This window comes from Schumannella sp. 10F1B-5-1 (assembly GCF_006517535.1).
Classification (GTDB): domain Bacteria; phylum Actinomycetota; class Actinomycetes; order Actinomycetales; family Microbacteriaceae; genus Schumannella.
Genome location: NZ_VHQH01000001.1, coordinates 197,986 through 218,837, shown reverse-complemented (window position 1 = coordinate 218,837; position 20,852 = coordinate 197,986). Strand labels below are relative to the sequence as shown.

Annotated in this window: 24 protein-coding genes and 1 tRNA gene; 16 read left to right on the top strand and 9 right to left on the bottom strand. The window is 71.2% G+C overall.

Annotation, left to right across the window (positions count from 1 at the left end; all coding sequences use genetic code 11):
- Window positions 1-45: 45 nt before the first annotated feature.
- A complete protein-coding gene (locus FJ658_RS01070; RefSeq protein WP_141143528.1) occupies window positions 46-528 on the top strand; it encodes a hypothetical protein in 483 nt (160 codons plus the stop codon).
- Here the strand turns inward: FJ658_RS01070 and FJ658_RS01065 are convergent.
- Complete coding sequence (locus tag FJ658_RS01065) at window positions 525-1,202, bottom strand: GNAT family N-acetyltransferase (RefSeq protein ID WP_141143527.1); 678 nt, start codon at window positions 1,200-1,202, stop codon at window positions 525-527. The genes FJ658_RS01070 and FJ658_RS01065 overlap by 4 nt on opposite strands.
- Complete coding sequence (gene pgm, locus FJ658_RS01060; RefSeq protein WP_141143526.1) at window positions 1,199-2,839, bottom strand: phosphoglucomutase (alpha-D-glucose-1,6-bisphosphate-dependent); 1,641 nt, start codon at window positions 2,837-2,839, stop codon at window positions 1,199-1,201. Before pgm ends, FJ658_RS01065 begins: the two co-directional genes overlap by 4 nt.
- A gap of 279 nt (window positions 2,840-3,118) precedes the next feature.
- Here pgm and FJ658_RS01055 point away from each other — a divergent pair, with 279 nt between their 5' ends.
- The 4 genes from FJ658_RS01055 (at window position 3,119) to FJ658_RS01040 (ending at window position 5,981) form a co-directional block, all read left to right on the top strand.
- Window positions 3,119-3,793: a DUF2510 domain-containing protein gene (locus FJ658_RS01055; RefSeq protein WP_141143525.1), complete on the top strand. Its 675-nt coding sequence runs from the start codon at window positions 3,119-3,121 to the stop codon at window positions 3,791-3,793.
- A 160-nt stretch (window positions 3,794-3,953) separates the two neighbouring features.
- Window positions 3,954-4,919, top strand: a complete 966-nt coding sequence (pheA, locus tag FJ658_RS01050) for a prephenate dehydratase (protein WP_141143524.1) — start codon at window positions 3,954-3,956, stop codon at window positions 4,917-4,919.
- A gap of 4 nt (window positions 4,920-4,923) precedes the next feature.
- The gene (locus FJ658_RS01045) at window positions 4,924-5,622 is read left to right on the top strand and encodes a hypothetical protein (protein ID WP_141143523.1); all 699 of its coding nucleotides are present in this window, start codon (window positions 4,924-4,926) and stop codon (window positions 5,620-5,622) included.
- Window positions 5,623-5,645: 23 nt separating this feature from the next.
- Window positions 5,646-5,981 (top strand): hypothetical protein, encoded by a 336-nt coding sequence (locus tag FJ658_RS01040; RefSeq protein ID WP_141143522.1) that lies wholly within the window; start codon window positions 5,646-5,648, stop codon window positions 5,979-5,981.
- A gap of 37 nt (window positions 5,982-6,018) precedes the next feature.
- Here FJ658_RS01040 and FJ658_RS01035 read toward each other — a convergent pair whose 3' ends face one another.
- Entirely contained in the window at window positions 6,019-7,044 is a 1,026-nt protein-coding gene (locus FJ658_RS01035) for a diacylglycerol kinase family protein (protein WP_141143521.1), read from the bottom strand.
- Window positions 7,045-7,137: 93 nt separating this feature from the next.
- Here FJ658_RS01035 and serS point away from each other — a divergent pair, with 93 nt between their 5' ends.
- Window positions 7,138-8,403: a serine--tRNA ligase gene (gene serS, locus FJ658_RS01030; RefSeq protein WP_141143520.1), complete on the top strand. Its 1,266-nt coding sequence runs from the start codon at window positions 7,138-7,140 to the stop codon at window positions 8,401-8,403.
- Window positions 8,400-9,302 carry an HAD family hydrolase gene (locus FJ658_RS01025; protein WP_141143519.1) on the top strand — a complete coding sequence of 301 codons (903 nt, stop codon included), beginning with the start codon at window positions 8,400-8,402 and terminating at the stop codon, window positions 9,300-9,302. The genes serS and FJ658_RS01025 overlap by 4 nt, the downstream gene beginning before the upstream one ends.
- Window positions 9,303-9,458: 156 nt before the next feature.
- Here the strand turns inward: FJ658_RS01025 and FJ658_RS01020 are convergent, their stop codons facing one another.
- The gene (locus FJ658_RS01020) at window positions 9,459-9,818 is read right to left on the bottom strand and encodes a hypothetical protein (protein ID WP_141143518.1); all 360 of its coding nucleotides are present in this window, start codon (window positions 9,816-9,818) and stop codon (window positions 9,459-9,461) included.
- 498 nt (window positions 9,819-10,316) lie between these two features.
- Between FJ658_RS01020 and FJ658_RS01015 the strand changes: the two genes are divergently transcribed.
- A complete protein-coding gene (locus tag FJ658_RS01015) occupies window positions 10,317-11,030 on the top strand; it encodes a GntR family transcriptional regulator (protein WP_141143517.1) in 714 nt (237 codons plus the stop codon).
- Entirely contained in the window at window positions 11,027-12,310 is a 1,284-nt protein-coding gene (locus FJ658_RS01010) for an MFS transporter (RefSeq protein ID WP_219995679.1), read from the top strand. Before FJ658_RS01015 ends, FJ658_RS01010 begins: the two co-directional genes overlap by 4 nt.
- 56 nt (window positions 12,311-12,366) lie before the next feature.
- Here FJ658_RS01010 and FJ658_RS01005 read toward each other — a convergent pair whose 3' ends face one another.
- Both FJ658_RS01005 and FJ658_RS01000 read right to left on the bottom strand, forming a co-directional pair.
- The gene (locus tag FJ658_RS01005) at window positions 12,367-12,939 is read right to left on the bottom strand and encodes a small multidrug efflux protein (RefSeq protein WP_141143516.1); all 573 of its coding nucleotides are present in this window, start codon (window positions 12,937-12,939) and stop codon (window positions 12,367-12,369) included.
- Window positions 12,940-12,969: 30 nt separating this feature from the next.
- On the bottom strand, window positions 12,970-13,665 hold the full coding sequence (locus FJ658_RS01000) for a CPBP family intramembrane glutamic endopeptidase (RefSeq protein WP_141143515.1): 696 nt from the start codon (window positions 13,663-13,665) through the stop codon (window positions 12,970-12,972).
- A 140-nt stretch (window positions 13,666-13,805) separates the two neighbouring features.
- On the opposite strand from FJ658_RS01000, the gene FJ658_RS00995 reads away from it, so the two are divergent.
- Together FJ658_RS00995 and FJ658_RS00990 are read left to right on the top strand one after the other, a co-directional pair.
- Window positions 13,806-14,528, top strand: coding sequence for a MerR family transcriptional regulator (locus tag FJ658_RS00995; protein ID WP_141143514.1), 723 nt, complete (start codon window positions 13,806-13,808; stop codon window positions 14,526-14,528).
- A 48-nt stretch (window positions 14,529-14,576) separates the two neighbouring features.
- Window positions 14,577-14,664 (top strand) — tRNA-Ser (locus FJ658_RS00990).
- Between the two features lie 129 nt (window positions 14,665-14,793).
- Here FJ658_RS00990 and FJ658_RS00985 read toward each other — a convergent pair.
- Together FJ658_RS00985 and FJ658_RS00980 are read right to left on the bottom strand one after the other, a co-directional pair.
- Window positions 14,794-15,882 carry a site-specific integrase gene (locus FJ658_RS00985; protein ID WP_141143513.1) on the bottom strand — a complete coding sequence of 363 codons (1,089 nt, stop codon included), beginning with the start codon at window positions 15,880-15,882 and terminating at the stop codon, window positions 14,794-14,796.
- Window positions 15,883-15,884: 2 nt separating this feature from the next.
- Complete coding sequence (locus tag FJ658_RS00980) at window positions 15,885-16,451, bottom strand: hypothetical protein (protein ID WP_141143512.1); 567 nt, start codon at window positions 16,449-16,451, stop codon at window positions 15,885-15,887.
- Window positions 16,452-16,557: 106 nt separating this feature from the next.
- On the opposite strand from FJ658_RS00980, the gene FJ658_RS00975 reads away from it, so the two are divergent.
- The 5 genes from FJ658_RS00975 (at window position 16,558) to FJ658_RS00955 (ending at window position 19,767) form a co-directional block, all read left to right on the top strand.
- Window positions 16,558-16,761, top strand: a complete 204-nt coding sequence (locus FJ658_RS00975; protein ID WP_141143511.1) for an AlpA family transcriptional regulator — start codon at window positions 16,558-16,560, stop codon at window positions 16,759-16,761.
- The gene (locus FJ658_RS00970; protein ID WP_141143510.1) at window positions 16,758-17,213 is read left to right on the top strand and encodes a hypothetical protein; all 456 of its coding nucleotides are present in this window, start codon (window positions 16,758-16,760) and stop codon (window positions 17,211-17,213) included. The genes FJ658_RS00975 and FJ658_RS00970 overlap by 4 nt, the downstream gene beginning before the upstream one ends.
- A gap of 372 nt (window positions 17,214-17,585) precedes the next feature.
- Window positions 17,586-18,227 carry a ParA family protein gene (locus FJ658_RS00965; protein ID WP_141143509.1) on the top strand — a complete coding sequence of 214 codons (642 nt, stop codon included), beginning with the start codon at window positions 17,586-17,588 and terminating at the stop codon, window positions 18,225-18,227.
- Window positions 18,227-18,622 (top strand): hypothetical protein, encoded by a 396-nt coding sequence (locus FJ658_RS16605; RefSeq protein WP_219995678.1) that lies wholly within the window; start codon window positions 18,227-18,229, stop codon window positions 18,620-18,622. The genes FJ658_RS00965 and FJ658_RS16605 overlap by 1 nt, the downstream gene beginning before the upstream one ends.
- Before the next feature lie 419 nt (window positions 18,623-19,041).
- On the top strand, window positions 19,042-19,767 hold the full coding sequence (locus FJ658_RS00955) for a hypothetical protein (protein WP_141143508.1): 726 nt from the start codon (window positions 19,042-19,044) through the stop codon (window positions 19,765-19,767).
- Window positions 19,768-19,772: 5 nt separating this feature from the next.
- Here FJ658_RS00955 and FJ658_RS00950 read toward each other — a convergent pair whose 3' ends face one another.
- Window positions 19,773-20,597, bottom strand: coding sequence for a DNA-processing protein DprA (locus tag FJ658_RS00950; RefSeq protein WP_141143507.1), 825 nt, complete (start codon window positions 20,595-20,597; stop codon window positions 19,773-19,775).
- Window positions 20,598-20,852: the final 255 nt, after the last annotated feature.

The following is a 20,852-nucleotide window of genomic DNA, read 5'->3' as shown; positions in this document are numbered from 1 at the left end:
ACGTGGGGCCTTCTCGGTTCCGTGCATGATTCGTAGGCTTGCGACGTGCTTGCCCGATTTGTCCTCGTGACAGCACTTGCCGCGACAAGTGCTGTCGTTCTTGCGGGTTGCGTCACTATCAACGTCCCTGCTCCGAACGCGACAGCCCCTTCGCCATCGTCAAGCGAGGACGGGGCTAGCAGTGACAACTCGAACGTTGATGATTCGGCCGCGCTGAGCGCACTGCAGATCGGGGGAGGGGCGCTCTACGGATGGGTGGAAACTTATTCGAGCGAAGACTGCAGCTACGTGTCATACATGGCGGACCAGTTGGAGGATGCGACTCCGCTCGATTCGTATCGCGGAACCTACGAGACCGTCATAACCAACATGAAGCTGGTCGGGCAGGTTTGCGCGGGGGACCCGAGGAACCGGGACGCGGTCACCGTCGCGATCTCGACGCGCAACCTCATGGTTTCAATCCTCAAGGAGCAGGACGAGGCCTACAGCGATATCGGTGACCCGGTCCCCGGGCGCAGAGCAGCCTAGATCTCGCGGCCGTTGCGCTCGAGCTCGCCGGGCAGCCAGGCGGCAGCCGGGGCGAGCACGGGGCGGAAGAAGAACGGTCCGTCGAACACCTCGCGGTGGTCGTCGAGGTCGATCGCGTGCAGCTTCTCGGGTGCGATCTGCCAGCCGGCGCGGGAGTAGAACGGGATCTGGTTCTCGCCGGTGGTGAGCGTGCCGAAGGCGACGCCGAGTTCGGCGAGCGACGCATCCGTCTGGCGCATGAGCTCCTTGCCGAGGCCCTGGCCCTGGCGGTCGGGCGAGACCCCGACGAGTCCGACGTCGCCGATCAGCACCGACTCGCCGGTCTGGCGCGAGCGCAGGAAGCGGCGCGTGATGCCGATGTGCGCCAGCAGCTCGCCCGCGGTGCTGTCGGGGTCGCCGCCCGATGCCGGGTCGGCGGGGTCGAAGCCCAGCAGACGCACCTCGGGCCGCGACCCGGCCCACGCCTTCTGGATGCCGCCCGGGTGGTTCGGGAACACCCGCGTCAGGAACTCGCGGATGCGATCGAGCTCGCCGTCGTCGAGCTGCGTCTCCCAGCGCCGCACCCAGCGCAGGCGCGGGGTGCCTGCCACCGGCGCGCCGGCAGCCGAGGCGCCTTCCGCCTGCGGCAGTCGCTCGTGAATCACTCCGTCGTGCGTCACGTGGCCCTCGCTCATCCGCCCAGCGCCTGATCCACGATCTTCTTGGCCTCGGCCTGCACCTCGGCCAGGTGGTCGGGGCCGCGGAACGACTCGGCGTAGATCTTGTAGACGTCTTCGGTGCCCGAGGGGCGCGCGGCGAACCAGGCGCTCTCGCTCTGCACCTTCACGCCGCCGATCGCGGCGCCGTTGCCGGGCGCCTCCGAGAGGCGGGCCGTGATCGGCTCGCCGGCGAGGGTGTCGGCCGTGATGTCGGCGCCGCTGAGCTTGCCCAGGCGCGCCTTCTGCTCCTTGGATGCGGCCGCATCCACGCGGGCGTAGGCGGGCGCCCCGAACTCGGCGGTGAGCTCGGAGTAGAGCTGCGACGGGGTCTTGCCCGTGACGGCCGTGATCTCGCTCGCCAGCAGGGCCAGCAGGATGCCGTCTTTGTCGGTCGTCCAGGCCGAGCCGTCGAACTCGAGGAAGCTCGCTCCCGCGCTCTCCTCGCCGCCGAAGCCGACGCTGCCGTCGACGAGTCCGGGCACGAACCACTTGAAGCCGACCGGCACCTCCCAGAGGCGGCGGCCGAGCGACGCGGCGACGCGGTCGATCATCGAGCTCGAGACGAGCGTCTTGCCGATCGCGGCATCCGCGCGCCAGTCGGGGCGGTGCGTGTAGAGGTACTGGATCGCGACGGCCAGATAGTGGTTCGGGTTCATGAGCCCCGCATCCGGGGTCACGATGCCGTGCCGGTCGGCGTCGGCGTCGTTGCCCGTGAGCAGCGCGTAGTCGGCGCGATTCTTCAGCACCGAGGCCATGGCCGACGGCGAGGACGGATCCATGCGGATCTTGCCGTCCCAGTCGAGCGTCATGAAGCCCCAGCGCGGATCGACCTCGGGGTTCACGACGGTCAGGTCGATGCCGTGCTTCTCGGCGATGAGCGCCCAGTAGTTCACGCTCGCCCCGCCCAGCGGGTCGGCGCCGACGTGCAGCTTCGCGGTGCGGATCGCCGCGACGTCGATGATGTTCGCCAGGTCGTCGACGTACTCCCCGCGGAAGTCGTAGCCGTCGACCGCGCTCGGCTCGGCGCGCTTCACGTCGCGCAGCCCGCCCGCGATGAGCTCGTTCGCGCGGCCGGCGATCCAGCTCGTGGCGTCGCTGTCGGCGGGGCCGCCGTGCGGCGGGTTGTACTTGAAGCCGCCGTCGCGCGGCGGGTTGTGACTCGGCGTGATGACGATGCCGTCGGCGAGGCCGGGCGTGATCGTCGTGCCGTTCGAGCCGAGAGCGCGGTTGTAGCGGATGATCGCGCGGCTCAGCGCGGGCGTCGGCACCCAGTCGGAGTAGGAGTCGGTGAGCGCGTGCACGCCGTTCGCCTCGAGCACCTCGAGCGCCGTCGTCTCGGCGGGGCGCGAGAGGCCGTGGGTGTCGCTGCCGATGAACAGCGGACCGGTGATGCCCTGCTCGGTGCGGTAGTCGACGATCGCCTGCGTGATCGCCGCGATGTGCGTCTCGTTGAACGCCGTGTCGAGGCTCGAGCCGCGGTGGCCGCTCGTGCCGAAGGCGACCTTCTGCGCCGGATCGGCGACGTCGGGCACCCGCTGGTAGTACGCATCCACCAGCTCGCGCACGTCGATGAGGTCGGATTCCTGGGCGGGGGAGCCGGCGCGGTCCGTCATGGGGTCAGTCTGGCAGGAGGCCCCGATGGCCGGTAGGGATCGGGCGGGGCTGTGAGCGGATGCCAGCAGACGCGGAGCTGGGAAGGAGAGGCGGGGCCGCCGTCGCCCGGCCGCCGCCCGGCCGGCGCCCGACCGCCGCGACCGAGCCGCGGATGTACCCCGAGCGAGGGCAGAATCCGCCCCTGATCAGGGCGATCCGTCCCCCGAACGCGGAGGCGCGCCGCATCCCGGGGCCCGCCTAGCCTCGACACGGGTCGAGCGACCCGCGGAGGAGACCCGATGAGCGACGAGCGTCAGCAGGCCGGCTGGTACCCGGACCCGAGCGGAGCACGACAGCTGCGCTGGTGGAACGGCAAGCAGTTCACCGACCTGATCTCCGACGTGGAGGACGACGCCCAGACCGAGGTCGCGACTGCGCTGCTCACGCCGGCCGCGCCCGAGCCGGTGCCGGTCGAGCCGATCGCCGTCGTCGCTGCGGTCGCCGAGCCCGCCGCCGCTGAGCCGGTCGCCGCCGCTCCGGCCGCGCCGACCTTTGCGGCCCCCACCTTCGCCGACTTCGAGAGCGCCTTCATCGACGAGCCGGTCGCGCCGGCGGCGACCGTCGCCCCGGCCTCCGCGTTCCCGCCCGTCGCGGTCCCGCCCGTCGCCGAGCCCGTGCCCCTGCCCGCGAACCTCGACCTGCCCGCGCCCTCGGCCGCCGACCGCATCGGCGGAGGACTCGACGGAACGCTCGACATGGCCGCGCTCGCCGACTTCGAGGCGCAGCTCGCCGCCGACTTCTCGCCCGAGCCCCCGGCCGCGCCCGAGCCGTCGTTCGTCGCGGCTCCCGCCGCGTTCGCCGCCCCGAGTCTCGACGACATGTTCTCCGCGACCCTCGCGCCCGACGCGGCCGCCGTCGACGGAGCCCTCACCTTCGACCAGGAGATCGCGCAGCTGCTCGAGTCCGGTCGCTGAGCCCGAGCCGCCGGCACGGTCCACGGTCCGTGCCGGCCGTCGACTCCGTGCACGGAAGCAGGTCACGAACCCCGTCGAGCTGTCATGCGGCTCGACGTCGCTCTCCACCGGTTTCCGTGCACGCGAACCGCGCCCCGGCCGCGCTCGCTAGGCTCGCCGCATGCCCGCCCAGCCCTCCGCATCCCCGGTCTACAGCTACCTGGGCCCGGTCGGCACCTTCACCTGGAGCGCACTGAACCAGGCGCCCGAGGCCGCCGGAGCCGAGTGGCGCAGCGTGAACAACGTGGGCGAGGCGCTCGACGACGTCACGAGCGGCCGCAGCGTCGGCGCGATGATCGCGATCGAGAACAGCGTCGAGGGCGGGGTCAGTGCGACTCAGGATGCGCTCGCCGCGATCCCCGGAGTGCGCATCACCGGCGAGTACCTGGTGCGCGTCGACTTCGACCTGGTGGCGCGGCCGGGAACGGCGCTCGCCGACGTGACGACGGTGGCCGCGCATCCCGTCGCCTATGCGCAGACCCACCGCTGGCTCGACCAGGCCCTGCCGAAGCACGCGCACCTGCCGGCCACGTCGAACGTCGCCGCGCCCCGCGCGCTGCTGGCTGACTCGCCGGCCGACGCCGCGATCGCGCCGCACGGCATCACGCAGCACCTCGAGCTCGCGACGCTCGCCGAGCACGTGGGCGACAACGCGACCGCCGTGACGCGGTTCATCATGGTCACACGCTCAGGCCGCATCCCCGAGCGCACCGGCGCCGACAAGACGAGCATCATCGTCGAGCTGCCGAGCGACCGCGCCGGATCGCTGCTCGACATGCTCGAGCAGTTCGCCACCCGCGGGGTGAACATGAGCCTGCTCGAGTCGCGTCCGATCGGCGACGAGCTGGGCCGCTACCGCTTCAACATCGACCTCGACGGGCATGTGCGCGACGAGCGGGTCGCGGATGCGCTGCTGGGCCTCAAGCGCTTCAGCCCCCGCGTCACGTTCCTGGGCTCGTACCCACGTGCCGACGGACGCCCCGTCGAGCACGAGGAGCGCTACCGCGACGAGGTCTTCATCGAGGCCCGCGACTGGCTGCGCGGCATCCTCTCGGGCGAGCCCGCCACGGAGCACGGGACGGAGTGACCCGATGAACGTCGACCCCCGCTACGCCGCGCAGTTCCAGCGCGGCTACGACCCGCGCGAGCAGGGGGCGGTGGATGCGACGGGTGCGGTCGCGCCGGCGACGGCGCCGCCGGCGGATGACGCGACACCGGCTTCGGATGCCGCGGGTGCGCCAGCGACGCGGGCGCCGCTGCCGGTGGGCGACCCGCCCGCCGCATCGCCCTTCGCTCGACCGTCGGCCGCCTCCTCCACATCCGCGTCCGCACCGGCATCCGCACCCCGGGCCGACCTGACGCGCCCGTCCTCCGCGGCGGCTCCGGCCTACCCCGCGGCACCGGCCGCCGACCCGGTGGCGCCGCGCTCCGGATCCCCGATCCCGGTCCGCGTCGCGGTCGGGCCCGACGACGTGCTCGACGAGGCCGACGAGCTCGACCGCCTCGGCGCATCCGGGCCCGCGCCCTGGCGCAATCCCTTCGTGATCGCGCTCGCGATCGTCAGCGTCGTCGCGCTGGTGACCGCGATCGCCCTGTCGATGCACTCCTACGCGCTGATCGCCGACACCGGGTACGGGTACGACAGCGATCGCGACGCCGACGGCGGCGCGATGGTCTGGGCGTTCTTCCTGTCGCAGGCTGCGCCGAACCTCGCGGCTCCGCTCTACGGCGTCGGCGTGCTCGGCGCCGCATCCACGGTCGCGCTGCTGGTCGCGCTGCGGAGGCGCTGATGTCGGCGCCGGAGCCGACGCCCGTGTCGACGCGACCCGTGATCCGCGCATCCCGAGCGCCTTTCGTGGTCGGGTGGATCACCTTCGCGATCCTCGCCGCGCTGGTGATCGGCGCCCTCTGGTTCGACTACCAGAGCGCCTACTGGGCGGCGCAGTCGGCGCAGGACCCGAACTCGTTCAGCGAGGCGCAGCGCTTCTGGGCGACCGCCGAGGCGGCGCGCCCGGCGCGCGAGGCGCTCACCGTGCTGGTGCCCGTGGTGCTGGTCGCCCTGCTCGCCGGGCACGCGGTCGTCTGGAACGGAGCGCGGCGCACCGCGCAGGCCGCCCATCCCTCGGATCCGGATGTGTCCGCGCCGTGACCCATCCGGTCTCGGCGCAGTGGACGCCGCGCCGGCCTCAGGCCTGAACGGCCGCCGCGGGCTGGTCGGTGCTGAGCTTGTGCCCCTGGGGCAGGCGCACCGCGAGGGCGAGCGGATCGACCGTGGTGCGGAACGCGACCACCTCGCCGAACACATCCCCGTCGAGCTCGAACTCGTCGGGCTTCTCGATGCGCACCGTGAACTGCCTGCCCTTGAGGTAGCGCAGCGTGCGCACCTCCTTGGTCAGCGACATGAGCTTGCGGCCGGCCTGGCTGCGGCGCAGCACGCCGTTCTCCCACACGATCTTGGTCCAGATCTGCAGCCAGCCGAAGAAGCCCTCGGGGCGCAGCGCGACGATGTCGAACTCGCCGTCGTCGACGGCCGCCTCGGGCAGCAGCAGGATGTTGCCGGGCAGCGATCCGCAGTTGCCCACGAGCAGGGTGTGCACGCTCATCGCCCCGGCCGGACCATCGTCGAGTTCGTAGCGGATGCGCAGCCGGTCGCGGTCACGCAGCGACCGCACGATCGCATCCACGTAGGCGATCCAGCCGACCTTCTTCTTCAGCTCGGTGTTCGTGTTGACGACCATCTGCGCGTCGATGCCGATGCCGGCCATCACCAGGAAGGCGTGCTCCTCACGCGAGCCGTCCTCGCGCTCGAGACGGGCGATGCCGAGGTCGATCTTGCGGTCGTCGCCCGTGAACGCGGTCTCGATCGAGCCGGCCACATGAGCGAGGTTGAGGTCGAGGTTGCGGGCGAGCAGGTTACCGGTTCCGCTCGGCAGCAGGGCGAGCGGAACCTCGGTGTCACGCAGCGCCTCGGCGACCGCGCGCACGGTCCCGTCGCCGCCGGCGGCGATCACGACCTCGACGCCCTCGGCGACGGCTTTCTTCGTCGGCCCCTGCCCGGGGTCCTCGACGCTCGTCTCGAGCCACAGCGTCTCGTCCCAGCCATGCTGCCTCTCGGCGTCGGCGATGGCCTGGCGCAGGTGCGCCTCATCCACCTTGATCGGGTTGAAGACGATGGCGGCGCGGCGGGATGCGGGGGCGGAGGGGGCCGTCATGGCACCAAATTAGGGCATGCATGCGCGCGGCGGCATGGGCGCGGGGCGGAGGCTCAGCATTCGCCTGTCACCGGCGATGAATAGACTGACCCCGTGATCGACCCCCAGCTGCTGCGCGAGAACCCCGAGCTGGTGAAGGAGTCGCAGCGCTCCCGCGGGGCCAGCGTCGAGCTCGTCGACGAGGCCGTCGCCGCCGATACCGCCCGCCGCACCGCGATCACCGCGTTCGAGGCGCTGCGCGCCGAGCAGAACGCCTTCGGCAAGACCGTCGCGAAGGCGCCCAGAGACGAGAAGGCCGCCCTGGTCGCGCAGGCGCAGGAGCTCGCCGCTCAGGTGAAGGCCGCGCAGGCGCAGGTGACCGAGGCCGAGGCCGAGTTCACGCGCATCGTCGGCTCGCTCGGCAACGTGCCGATCGAGGGCGTGCCCGCCGGCGGCGAGGACGACTACGTCGTGCTGCGCGAGGTCGGCGCCATCCCGACCTTCGACTTCGCGGCGCGCGACCACCTCGAGATCGGCGAGAAGCTCGACGCGATCGACATGGACCGCGGCACGAAGGTGTCGGGCGCCCGCTTCTACTTCCTCAAGGGCATCGGCGCGCGCCTCGAGTACGCGCTGCTCAGCTACGGCCTGCAGACCGCGCTCGACGAGGGCTTCATCCCGATGATCCCGCCGACGCTCGTGCGACCCGACATCATGCAGGGCACCGGCTTCCTCGGCGCGCACGCCGACGAGATCTACCACCTGGATGACGACGACCTCTATCTGACCGGCACCAGCGAGGTCGCCCTCGCCGGGTACCACAAGGACGAGATCCTCGACCTGGCCGGCGGTCCGCTGCGCTACGCCGGCTGGTCGACCTGCTACCGCCGCGAGGCCGGATCGCACGGCAAGGACAACCGCGGCATCATCCGCGTGCACCAGTTCCAGAAGCTCGAGATGTTCGTCTACACGCGACCCGAGGATGCGGAGGCCGAGCACGAGCGCCTGCTCGCCGCCCAGGAGCGCATGCTGCAGTCGCTCGGCCTCAGCTACCGCGTGATCGACACCGCCGCCGGCGACCTCGGCTCGAGCGCCGCCCGCAAGTTCGACGTCGAGGCCTGGGTGCCCACGCAGGACAAGTACCGCGAGCTCACGTCGACCTCGAACTGCACGACGTTCCAGGCGCGCCGCCTCGACATCCGCCAGCGCGGGGAGGACGGCAAGACGGCGCCGGTCGCGACCCTCAACGGCACGCTCGCCACGACCCGCTGGCTGGTGGCGATCCTCGAGACGCACCAGCGCGAAGACGGTTCGGTCTGGGTGCCCGAGCCGCTGCGGCCCTACCTCGGCGGACTCGAGATCCTCGAGCCCGTCCGATGAGCGGCGCGGGCGAGAGCGGCGCGCCGGCCGCGGGCGATGCCGATGCCGCCGTGGCGGCCGACGGCGACTCGTCCGCTGAGGCGCCGGCGCAGCGCTGGCTCATCGCCCTCGACGTCGACGGCACCGTGCTGGGCGAAGACGGCAGCCTCGACGAGCAGGTCATCGCCGAGGTCGCCCGCGTGAGCGCCGCCGGGCACGAGGTCATGCTCGCGACCGGACGCAGCGCATCCATGACCCTGCCGATCGTCGACCGGCTCGGCATCGCGCCCGAGTTCCTGGTCTGCGCGAACGGCGCGCTCGTGCTGCGGCGCGACCCGGAGGCCCCGGTCGGCTACAGCCGCATGCACGTCGAGACCTTCGCCCCGCGTGACGTGCTCACCACGATCGGCGCGGCGCTCGAGGGCGCCAGCTACGCGGTCGAGGATGCCGACGGCGTCTACCACTACACGGGCGCGTTCCCCGAGGGCGTGCTGCTCCCGTCGAGCGTCGAGACGCCGTTCGAGGGGCTGCTCGAGCTGGAGGCGACCCGCGTCGTCGTGCTGTCGCCGCAGCACGACACCGAGGAGTTCCTGCGCATCGTCGACCAGATGGGGCTGCATCAGGTCAGCTACAACATCGGCTGGACGGCGTGGCTCGACATCGCGCCCGAGGGTGTGAACAAGGCGACCGGCCTCGAGCACGTGATCGCCGCATCCCCGTTCGCGATCGAGGCGAATCTGCTGGTCGCCGGCGACGGGCGCAACGACATCGAGATGCTCGAGTGGGCGGATGCGCGCGGCGGCATCGCGGTCGCGATGGGCCAGGCGCCGGATGAGGTCAAGGCCGTGGCGACCGAGGTCACGTACCCGGTCGAGCAGCAGGGGCTGGCGCGCGCGCTGGCGGGGCACTTCCCGGCCTGAGTCTCGGGCATCGCGCGCGCACGTTCGCTAGCGCGCTCGCTCGTCGCGCTCGCGGCTTCTTACCGCCGGGGCGGCGGCGCGAGGAGCGCTCGCGCCGCCGCGGTTGCGGGCAGCTCGTGCCCGGGAATCGGCTGGGCGGTCATCGGAGGCGACCGATCAGCGGGTGTGGAGCGCGTAGCGGAGGCGGTCGGCCTCCTGGCGCTGGAGCTGCGCGCGGCGCAGCTCCAGGGGGTTGTTGCGCCACGGGGTGCGGTCGCTGAGCACGAGGGGCCGGCGGCTCCAGGTGATCAGCGCCAGACCGAGACGCAGGGCGAGCCGGTCGGCCAGACCGCGGTGGCGGCGCAGCTCCGGCGCGCTCAGCGTCGGGCGCTGGGCGTGGTGCCGGTCGGCCGGCACGGCGGCCGGGGTGGTGTGCTGCGCGCTGTCGTGCGCGGTCTGTTGCGGCGGATGGGCGGTGGTCTGAGCGCGGTGCTCGCGCTCGGTGGTGGTCGAGCTGGTCGACAGTGACGTCGTCACGGGGTGTCCTCACGGTTCGGACCGGGTCGCGCATCCATTGGAGATGCGGTGACCGGGTCGCAGGCGCGGCGAAGAAGCCGCAGGGGATGCCGGGGCGCCGCGGTCGGCGGCCGGCGGGGCATCGATCACAGGTGCGCGGGCGGGATCTCGAGTGCTCGAGGTCTTGCGAGCGGGTGCTCCGGATCGTGGCGGGGCGACGTGCGCGTCGGCTTCGAAGGCGTCGCCACCGCGGGAACGCGGGGCGGGAAGCGCCTAGCAGGTGCCTGCGGTGAGGACGCCGACGAAGCCAGCACGAGGGCGGAATGCTGCGGGCATTCCGGCGAATGCGGTGGTGATCATCATGGCTGGCTCCTTTCCTGTTCGGCGATCGGTGCCCACCGTAGGCCCGTCTCGCGGGGGAAGGCAAGCATTCCGCGGCTTCGTCGGCGTGTCGCGGAAGGCTCGGCCGAGAATGCAGCGCTTGCGCGCAAGCTTGCATGCAAGGGGTAGAGTCGCCGCGTGACCGAGCCGATCGTCGCCGACGCGACCACCGCATCCACCGCTCTCGGCGCGACGGACGCCATCGCGCCCGACGACCGCTCGGCGGGCGCGCTGACGGCGGCCGACCGGGCCTATGCGGCGACGAAGGAGTCGATCATCCGCGGCGATCTCGCGTCGGGTGCGCTGCTCAGCGAGGCCGTGATCGCGGGAGAGCTGGGCATCTCGCGCACCCCCGTGCACGAGGCGTTCCTGCGGCTCGCGGCCGAGGGGCTGCTGACGCTCGAGTCGCGTCGCGGGGCCGTCGTGCGTCCGCTGTCGCCGAGCGAGGCGGATGACGTGCTCGAGATGCGCGAGGCCGTCGAGGCCGCGTGCGCGGCCCGCATCATCGCGAGCGATCGCGTCGACGAGGTGCTGCCGACGCTGCGCTCCCTGCTCGAGGAGCAGCGCGCCGCGGTCGCCGCCGACGACCTCGACCGCTTCATCGCGGCCGATGACGGCCTGCACGCCGCGGTCGTCGCGGGGGCGCGCAACCCGGTCGCATCCCAGTTCGCGACCCTGCTGCACGATCGGCAGCAGCGGATGCGCAACCTGCTGATCCGCGTGAAAGCCGGGCAGATGGCGGCCGCATTCGACGAGCACGCGGCCCTCGTCGCGGCGATCGAAGCCCGCGACGCCGGCGAGTACGCGGCCGTGCTGCGCCGCCACGTCGACCGCAACCGGGGCGTGCTGTGAGCGCCAGACTCTCGACGCCCATCGCCGGCGCCGACCTCACCGCGCCGGCGGAGTCGCCGTCGCGCGCCCGCCCCTGGCGCCTGCTCTGGGGCGCGATGTTCGCCTGCTCGTGGGGCGGCAACCAGTTCAGCCCGCTGCTGCTCATGTACGTGCACGAGCAGCACTTCAGCGAGGTCGCCGTCACGACGCTGCTCGGCGTCTACGTGCTCGGGCTCATCCCGGCCCTGCTGCTGGCGGGGTCGCTGAGCGACCGCCACGGCCGGCGCCCCGTCATGGTCGTCGGCGTCGTCGCGGCACTGATCGGCAGCGGGATGCTCGCCCTCGGCCCGCTCGGATTCAGCTGGCTCATGGCCGGCCGCCTGCTCTCCGGCGTGACCGTCGGCGTCGCGATGTCGGCGGGCATGAGCTGGATGAAGGAGCTCTCGCAGTCGCCCCACGATCCGAGGGCGGAGGCGGCGTCGGGCGCGCGGCGCGGCTCGCTCGCGTTCACGCTCGGCTCGGCGTTCGGCGCGCTCGTCGCCGGGGTGCTGGCGCAGTGGGGGCCGATCCCGCGGATGCTGCCGTTCCTCATCCACCTCGCCGTCGCGCTGCCGTTCCTCGTGCTCGTGGCGCGCCTGCCCGAGACGGCGGTCGGCGCCGTGCGTGCCGGGTCCGGGGGAGTGCCGGGCGTCGGCGGTCCGTGGTGGGCTCAGCTGCGCATCCCGAGCGCCGCGCATCGCCGCTTCGTGCGCGTCGTCGCGGTCGCGGCGCCGTGGATCTTCGCCGCCGCCGCGATGGGCTACGGCTACCTGCCGACGCGGCTCGCCGACCAGACCGCGCCGTGGGGCATCGCCTACGCGACGGCCGCGACGGTCATCGCGCTCGGGGCGTCGAGTGCGATCCAGCCGCTGGCGCGCCGCATCCACTCGCTCGAATCGGCGCGCGGACTCGGCGTCGGCACGACCGGCATCGCGGCCGGGCTCGTGCTCGTCGTGCTCGCGATCGTCGTCGGCTCGCCCGTGCTCGGACTCGTCGCGAACGCGGTGCTGGGATGCGGCTTCGGCATCTCGCTCGTCTCGGGGCTTCTCGAGGTGCAGCGCATCGCCGGCGGCCGCGACCTGGCCGGCCTGACCGGCGTGTTCTACGCGCTCGCCTACGCCGGCTTCCTGCTGCCGACGCTGATCTCGGCGCTCGCGCTCGTCGTGCCGGCGATCGACATCCTCGTGACGGTGTTGCTGCTCGCGGTCGTGGCGATCGCGGCCGTGCGGGTCTCGTCGCGGCGGCACCTGCCGGAGGGGTGAGCGCGGCGGGCCGCGTCGTCGCCCGGACTCGCCCGCGCGCCGGCCAGCCGCCGCGCTCAGCCGCCGCCGAGCACGGCGAGCGCGCCGGTCGCCGCGAGGCAGATGGCGGTCGTCCACAGCACGATCGAGACCGCCTGCCAGATCAGGATGCGTCGGCGCGGCACACCCGCGCCGACCAGGATCATCGAGGTGAACTGGGCCGGGAGGGCGAGCGGCCCGAGCAGGCACGCGACCGGGACGCCGAAGCGCTCCAGGTAGCCGCGGAAGCGGCGGCGGCTGCTCGATTCCACGCGGTCGTCGTCGCGTGCGGAGTCGGAGCCCGCGCCTGGGGACGCCGCGCTCGTCTCCGATCGTGCGTCGGCATCCGCGAGCTCGCGCCGGGCCGCTCGTCGAGCACGCCAGACGGCGCGCACCCGCTCGCCGAACACGACGACCGCGGCGACGGACAGCAGGTTGCCGGCGGCGGCGGTGGACCCGGCGACCAGGGGCGGCAGTCCTGCGAGCACGCCGATCACGGTGGCCAGCTCGGCGTCGACGAACGGGATCGCTCCCGCCGCCGCGACGATCACGGGCTGCAGCAGCAGCGGGACCGTGTCGGCCGCGCTCTGCAGGGCGTCGAGGATGCTCATGCTCGGCGTTGTCTCGTGCGGTCGCGACCATCAGAGTCCGAGCGCATGCACGATCATCCCCGTCGTGTTGTAGGTGACGTGCACCAGGATGCCCGGCACGATCGATCCGGTGAGGCGCATCAGTGCGCCGGTGATGAGGCCGATCACGAACGCCATCGGCGTCACGTCGTTGATGCCGTGGGCGAGGGCGAACACCAGTGCGCTGCCGAGCACCCCGACGACCGTGCCCCAGCGCAGCAACACGTTCGCGATCACGCCGCGGAACAGCAGCTCCTCGCCGATCGGCGTGAGCACGCCGCCGAGCACGAGCGTCGCCGCGAGCATCAGCGACCCGCCCTGGGCGGCATCGCGGTAGCTCTGCTGCACGTCGCCGCCGGGCAGCAGCGGGTCGACGAGCCAGCTCACCGGCCAGGTCAGCAGGACGGCGATCAGGCCGAGCCCGGCGCCCGCCAGGATCCAGCGGACGTCGACCGAGCGCAGGCCGAACGACGACCCGCGGCGGATGCGCAGCAGCAGCGCCACGGCGAAGGCGACACCCGGCACGAGAGCCGAGACGGCGAACGCGACGAGTCCGGGCGCGAGGGGGAATCCTGCGGGCAGGGCCGTCACGAGCCCGGACGCGAGGTAGAGCACGACGGCGACGAGGGTCGCGACGCCGAGCTCGAGCCAGCCGGGTCGTCGGTGCGGCAAGGGCACGGTCGGGCGGGATGCGATGGTCGGAATCATGCGCTCAGGGTCGGGTCGGCCCCGGGGGCACGGTCAAGCCGAGCACACGCAGAGGGAGTGCGCGTGCGCCCGATCTTGTCGCGGTTCGGTGCCGCACGCGCGACGATGGACGGGGGTCGGGCGGACGGCGAGGAGGAACCGTGACCTGGAGCACCCGCCGACTGGCAGAGATCGCCGGCACCACGGTGAAGGCGATTCGGTACTACCACCGCGCCGGCCTGCTCGACGAACCCGAGCGCACCGCGAACGGCTACAAGCAGTACCGCACCGACCATCTGGTGCGACTGCTGCAGATCCGCCGGATGAGCGAGCTCGGCATCCCGCTCGCGCAGCTCGGCGCCTTCACGGCCGAGAACCGCGACGAGGCCGTCGCCGAGCTGGATGCGTCGCTCGCTGCCGAGATCGTGCGGCTCACCCGTGTGCGCGCCGAGCTCGCGGCGCTGTCGGCCACGTCGGCGCCTCTCGAGCTGCCGCCGCGCTTCGCCGATGTCGCCGACCAGCTGTCGGCGTCGGAGCGGGTGCTCGTCCTCGTGCTCTCGCGGCTGTTCGACGAGTCGGCGCTCGGCGACCTGCACGCGACCTTTCGCGGACGCACCGCGATCGACGACGATTTCGATGCGCTGCCCGATGACGCCGACGACCAGCAGATCGCCGAGCTGGCCGAGCGCATGGTGCCCGAGATCCTCGACAGCCAGCGGCGCTACCCCTGGCTCGAGATTCCGAGCGCGGGGTCGGAGCTCGATCCGGTGGTTTTCGAGGAGACGGTCGCGACCGTGATGATCGAGCTGTTCACTCCGGCGCAGCTGAGGGTGCTGGTCGCGGCCGACGCGCTGGGCCAGCGGATGCGCGACCAGGAGGGGTGAGCTGACGACGCCCGCGCGGAGAGCCGTCCGGTAGCCTCGGACGCACCTGGAGGGCTGTCCGAGCGGCCGAAGGATCCGGTCTTGAAAACCGGCAGGCAGAAATGCCTCGGGGGTTCGAATCCCCCGCCCTCCGCCAACTCGATCGAGTCGTTTGGCTCGATTTCGCGGGCTTCTTGGCGATTGCCTCAACCGTCAAGAAGGATCTGTGCCCACACTGCGCCCACATTCGCAGGCGATCGCGGCCAGGTGGGTGGCGCCGCAGGCATCAAGCGAGGGCCGCCGCCCCGCTTGCGAGCAACCTCTCGTCGAGGCGGAGCGCGACCTCGTCGAGGTCGTCTTCGAAGAGATCCGCATAGACGTCGAGCGTCATCGTCGCCGACGCGTGCCCGAGCATCCGCTGTACTGCTTTGACGTTGGCGCCGGCGCTGACCGCGAGGCTCGCGGCGGTGTGCCTCAGGTCGTGGGGTGTCATTCGAGCAAGACCCGCCCGTTTGACTGAGGTGCCGAACCACCCGGCGTCCGTCTTCGGTCGGAGTAGGCGTTGTCCCTTGCTCCCCGTAAAGACCAAGTCGTTCGCCGCCTTGCCGTCGCAAGCTGTGGCGAACAGTTCAGCCAGAGACGGCGGGAATGGGACCGAACGCTGCTCATGCGACTTGGGCGTCCCGATCACGATTTCGCTCCCCACCTCGACTGCGTTAAGACGCACCTCGAGACGCCTCCGCGCGAGGTCGATATCGCAACGTCGCAGCGCGGTGGCTTCGCCCCACCGCAGCCCGCAGTAGCTCAGTGTCAGGATGAATAGCTTCTGGTCGCCGACTTGCTCGGCCAGCTTGGCGACCTCTTCGGCCGAAAGGTAGATATGCGCACGTTTCTGCTTGCGCGGCAGCTTCACTCCGCGGGCGGGATTCGCCGCGAGTCGCCGATCGCGGATAGCCACATCCAGAATGGCTGCTAGTACCCCGTACGCGCGGATGACCGTCGTGGCGCTCCGCGACTTCGACAGTTCAGAAACCCATCGCTGGACTTCGCTGTGCTGGACATCCGCAACGGACACCCGGCCCCAGCGGGGTTCGACATGAACGCGCCAGGCGATCTCTATCGAGCGGGACGCGGACGGCTTGAGGTGAGTCTGGGTCGCGAGCCAATTAGCGCCGAGCGTTTCGACTCGAGCGCGAGACGCACTGACGTCGACGTATTCGCCGCGGGCCTTCGAGACCTCGACCGAAGCTAGATGGAGCTCCGCCTCTCGCTTGGTCTTGAATCCTCGTTTGTCCGTCTGGCGTCGGTCCGGGGTGCGGTATCGGACCCGGTATCGACGCCCCTGCTTTGTCTCATAAGGCTCGATCGTGGCCACTGCTACAGCTCCCAACCTGCGGAAGCTAGGTACTTCCGAAGTTCGGTGATGTCGTTCTCGATCGCGGCAATGCGGTTGTGGCTCGCCGCGGCGAGTGCTTCGGGGCGCCCTGATGCTTCTTCGATCGCGTCTGCCTGGCGGAGTCGGTCGAGCTCGCGGCGTTGTAGTTGCAGTTCTCGGAGCGCACGTAGTTCGGCACGATCGTTCCGTTCTGCGGCGCTGGCGGCGAGATGGTCGCTGTTGGGCGCCGTCGACATCCAGGTGTCGAATTCGCTGGCGGACATCCCGTCGAACGCGGGTCCGAGGTTGGCGAGATCGAGGGGGTCGTCGGGTCGGGCGATCGGCGCGAGAAGAGCGCTGACGGGGACGCCGAGGACGCGGGCGATGTTGAGCACGATGCTGACGTCGAGGTTCGCGCGTCGGCCGGCCTCGATGTTCTCAATGATCGACGCCGTGATCCCCGTGCCGTAGAGGGCGGCGGCGAGGGCGTCCGCGCTGCGATACCCGCGCGAGCGGCGGGCGGCGGCAATCCGTGCTCCGATGCTGCGTTGCGCCGCGTATCCCGCCATTTCGACAGGCTACGACAACTTGCTCTTGTCAAAATGACGGAGATGGGTTTACCGTCGATATGACAACGCGATGGCGTTGTGGTTGTCGAAACGACGGGAAACGATTATGGATGACGACTTCATCAAGCCGGACGTGGTCGAGGAGCTGACCGGGATTCGGACGCCGGCGCTGGCGCAGCTGCGCTACCGGGGGGATGGTCCGCGGTTCTACAAGCCGACGCCGCGGACGGTGCTGTACAAGCGGTCCGAGGTGCTGGCGTGGATCGAGGCGTCCGCGCAGTCGCGCACCGGCGAAGCTGCGATCGCGTGAGTTCGCTCCTGATGGAGCGAAGCGAGGACCTCGTGGGCTTGTTCGCTGCGAAGAAGGCCGTGCTCGCGTCCGCGCAGCTGGATCTGGGCAATGCCGCGACCCGGCTGTTCCTGCACATGGCGCTGGAGTGCTGGGACTTCGACGACAACCCGGCCGGCGCGACGCCGCTGCGCTACTTCGGCCGCCGCGAGCTCTCCGCGATCGCGCTGGGGTACATGGCCCCGACGAACGCGACCGATGCCGCGTTCCAGGCGGTGAAGCGTGCGACCCGCGAACTCGTGTCCAAGGGCGCGATCACGGTGATCCGTCGAGGCGGGACGGGGAAGCCGGCGGAGTACGAGCTGAAGGTTGACGTCCGGCACATGCGCCGAGAGGGCGGCGGGCCGGTGCCGCTGCCGTTCCTCGCCCACGAGGGCGCGACCGAGTGGAAGACACCGGGGGTCAGTTTCTGACCCCCCAAGGGGTACGGAAACCGACACCCCGAGGGGGTCGGAAAGTGACCCTGGGCCGGGTCGGAAACTGACCCCCTTAACAGGAAGAGAAACAGGAATGACCAGTTACGAAGCAGGACGCGCGCGAGCCGCGCTGGCGGGTTCCGCTGTTCCGGTCTCCCGCAGTGCGGGACTTCGGAACTCGGCAACTCACGCAGACCCGAACACCCGCACCCCCGAGGTGCGCCCCGGGGGTGCTGACCGTGCTCGGGAGTTCCCGAGTGCGGCACTGCCGAACTCGCGCAGCGCCGGAGGTCGGGAGTTCGGAAGTCGCGGAGTGCGGAACGACGGAGCAACGGGAGTTCGATTCCTCGCCATCGCGGGGGTGCTGCGATGAGGATCGTCGCGGTCGCGAACCAGAAGGGCGGCGCGGGCAAGACCACCACGACGATGAACCTCGCCGCGGTCGCCTCCGAGCACTCACGCGTGATGGTGGTGGATGTCGATCCGCAGCAGTCGACGACCTGGTGGGCCGACACCGCCGGCGAGACCCTCCCGTTCGACTTCGCCACCGCCGCGGACCCGGCCGAGCTCGCCCAGATGCGGGCCCTGGACTACGACGTGATCTTCGTCGACACCCCGGGCAACCTGACCGACTCGGCGATCCTCAGCTCGGTCCTCACGGCGGCGGACTTCGTCATCGTCCCGACCGAGGCGGAAGCGCTGTGCGTGCCGCCGATGGTGCGCACGATCCGCGAGCTGATCGAACCCGCACGGGTGCCGTTCCGGGTGCTGCTGTCGAAGGTCGACATGCGCACCGCCGGGCAGCTCGAGAACGCCGAAGCCCTGCTCGAGCAGATCAGCCTCCCGCGCTTCACGCGACCGATCCGCCGCTACAAGGTCCACGCCGACGCCCCCATCGACGGCGTCGTCGTGACCCAGTACCCGGAGTCGCGGCAGACCGCGAAAGCCATCGACGACTACCGCGCCGTCGCGCTCGAGCTCATGTCGATCTGGGCCCACGGAGACCACTGATGCCTCGCCGCAACCTCGGCGACCTCGTCGGCCGCCTCCCGACCACCGACCCCGTCCCGGCACCCGCCGAACCGGGCGCCGAGGTCGCCGAGAAGCCCGCGCCGGACGCGCCGGCCAAGCGCACCGCGAAGCGCGAGCCGAAGGCCGTCGAGGCGTCGGCGGAGACCCCGCACTACCTGTCACTGGTGCGCAAGGACACCCGGCTGCGCGAAGACCAACTCGCCGCTCTGACTGTCCACGCCCGGCGCCTGAACCGCGCGAAGACCGGGGGCGTCCGGATCACCGAGAACACCCTCATCCGCATCGGCGTCGACCTCCTTCTCGACCGGGTGTTCAACGCCATCGGTGACGACGAGGACGAGCTGCGCAAGTCGCTCCTGATCGAGGTCCACTGATGCTCGCGCTCGACATCGAAAGCCGCTTTCCACGTCTGCGGGACGAGACAAGTTTCGGCCGATTTCTTTCTACGCCGCGCTCTCGCGGCGCGTGGAGTCTCAACCCGGAGTTGAGGTCTTTTCGCGACCGATGTGGCGATTCGGCGTGTCGTTCTACCCCCGTTCAGGGGGCAGAACGATTGGGTGGTGCCTCGTTGTGGTCGTGCGGTTGGTCGTTCGCCGGGTGCGAATGGGTAACCGCAGGGGTGCGGTGCGCACTTGCCTGTGTTCCCGGCCTCCTGAACTCCCCAACCTCTGCCACTCACCGAAAGAGCTGGTGACTGACAGAGGTTGGGGAGTTCAGGAGGCCGGGAACACAGGCAAGTGCAAGTGAAGAAGTAGAAGAACAGGCGAACGGACCGGAGGGGAGCGAGCTCGACATGGTGCAGGTGACGGGTCGCGATGAGGCGATGCTCGACTGGTTGCGGGTGGTGCGGATGGCCGACACGGAGGCCGTCCGCTGGGCCCTCGCAGGGCTCGGAGACAGTGAGGTCCCGGAGGGTCCGTTGAGTGCGCGCATGGCGCAGAACTGGATCACCCGGATGCTCGCCGCCGGGCTGGTCGGACGGGGCCGTCCGGTGTTCCAGCAGGGGTCCGTGGTCTGGCCGGCGAACACGATGTCGGGACGGGTGCCGGATCTGTATCGGCAGACGGCGCGGCATGATCTCGCGGTCGCGACGGTCGCCGCCCGCTACCTCGCCCGCGGCTACGAGTGGCGCCGCGACCGCCGCCCGCGCACCCGTCGCGATCATCAGGCGGACGGGGTTGCGATCCGGGACGGGATGGCAGAGCTGGTCGAGGTGGAGCTGACGCCGAAGACCCCGATCCGCTACAAGGCGATCCACTCCAACCACGCCGAGCGCCTCACCCGCGAAGGCTTCTCCCGCGTCGTCTACCTCGCAACTCCCGCGTCCGCGCGGCTGGTCGTGAAGGAAGCCGACCGGTGGCTGTTCCGCGACCTCCGCCCGCGGCTGGTCGCGGTGCCGGTAATGGACGCCCGCGGCGCCTGGACGGGCGACGACGATGCCGCCTGGGTGGCGCATCTGATGGCGCCGGCCCCGACCCTTCAGGGTGCGGAGCCGGCGCTCTGGGAGGTCACCGCATGAGCACCTCAGACCAGACGCTCGACCTCGACCAGCGTCGACACCCGCTTCCCCCGCACCCCATGGGCGGGGTCGCCGAGGACGCCGAGGGGACGTTCGAGGGCGTGCGCGGCGACCGCGGTGCGGTAGGCGCCGGTGCCGGGGCGGGCATCGGCGACGAGGACCTTCTCCGCGAGAGCTGCGAGGAGGACCGGGGTGCGGACCTGGGAGGCCATGACCGCGGGCAGGTAGGGCGGGTTCTCACTCACCACCACCTGACCCGGGCCCGGGTCGAGGAGGCGGGGTGTGGTCGCGACGGTCAGCAGGCGTCCCTCGAGCGCGAGCGTCGCACGCCCGACCAGGTCGTCGACACCGTGCCGGGCCGCGGCGGCCACGAGGCGACCGGACTGCGCGGTCGCGGTGGTGACCTCGATCACCTGATGCCGCAGCTGCGCATCCGGACGCGTCCCGCCGGTGATCACGACGGGCTCCTCACGAAGGAGGTCCGGGTCGCCGGCGACCCAGAGCACGACGGGAGCGGCAGCGCCCAACCGCTGAAGGCTCTGCGGCCAGCGCGGATCCGCCGGAGTGAGCAGCGTGAGTCCATCGCGGGCGGTGGAGGTGAGCACCGCGGCGACCAGGGCTGGGTTCACCAGGGTTCGCACCCGGAACGCGACTGCGTCCGGGAGGCCGTGGTTGGTGCCGTCCATGCAGGCGGCGACCACCTCCTCCGCTGGAGTGTTCTGCAGGGTGCGGCCGAGGTGGCGGTTGCCGCTGAGACCAGCGCAGGCCAGGGCGACGCGGGCGGTCGTATCGGGGGTGGACAGGCGGACGGGAGCGTGAAGCCGAATCATCACGCGCTCCTCTCGGATCAATCATTTTGTTTGCCTTCCGGCAGAGAGATCGAGTGCGAGGAGACGCGGCGAAGCCCCGGCAGGGGAGGGCGAAATAAGCCCGCAGGGCGCGTCAGCCACCACGGGTGCGCAGCCGAGGACCGAGCTACGATCGGCCGCCGGAAAGGTCAAACCCCGGCCCTTGTGGCCGGTACCCAGGACTGCGCCTGCTCCGTCAGGCGCCGCCCGGCCACCGGCCGGACGACCGTTCCGGCG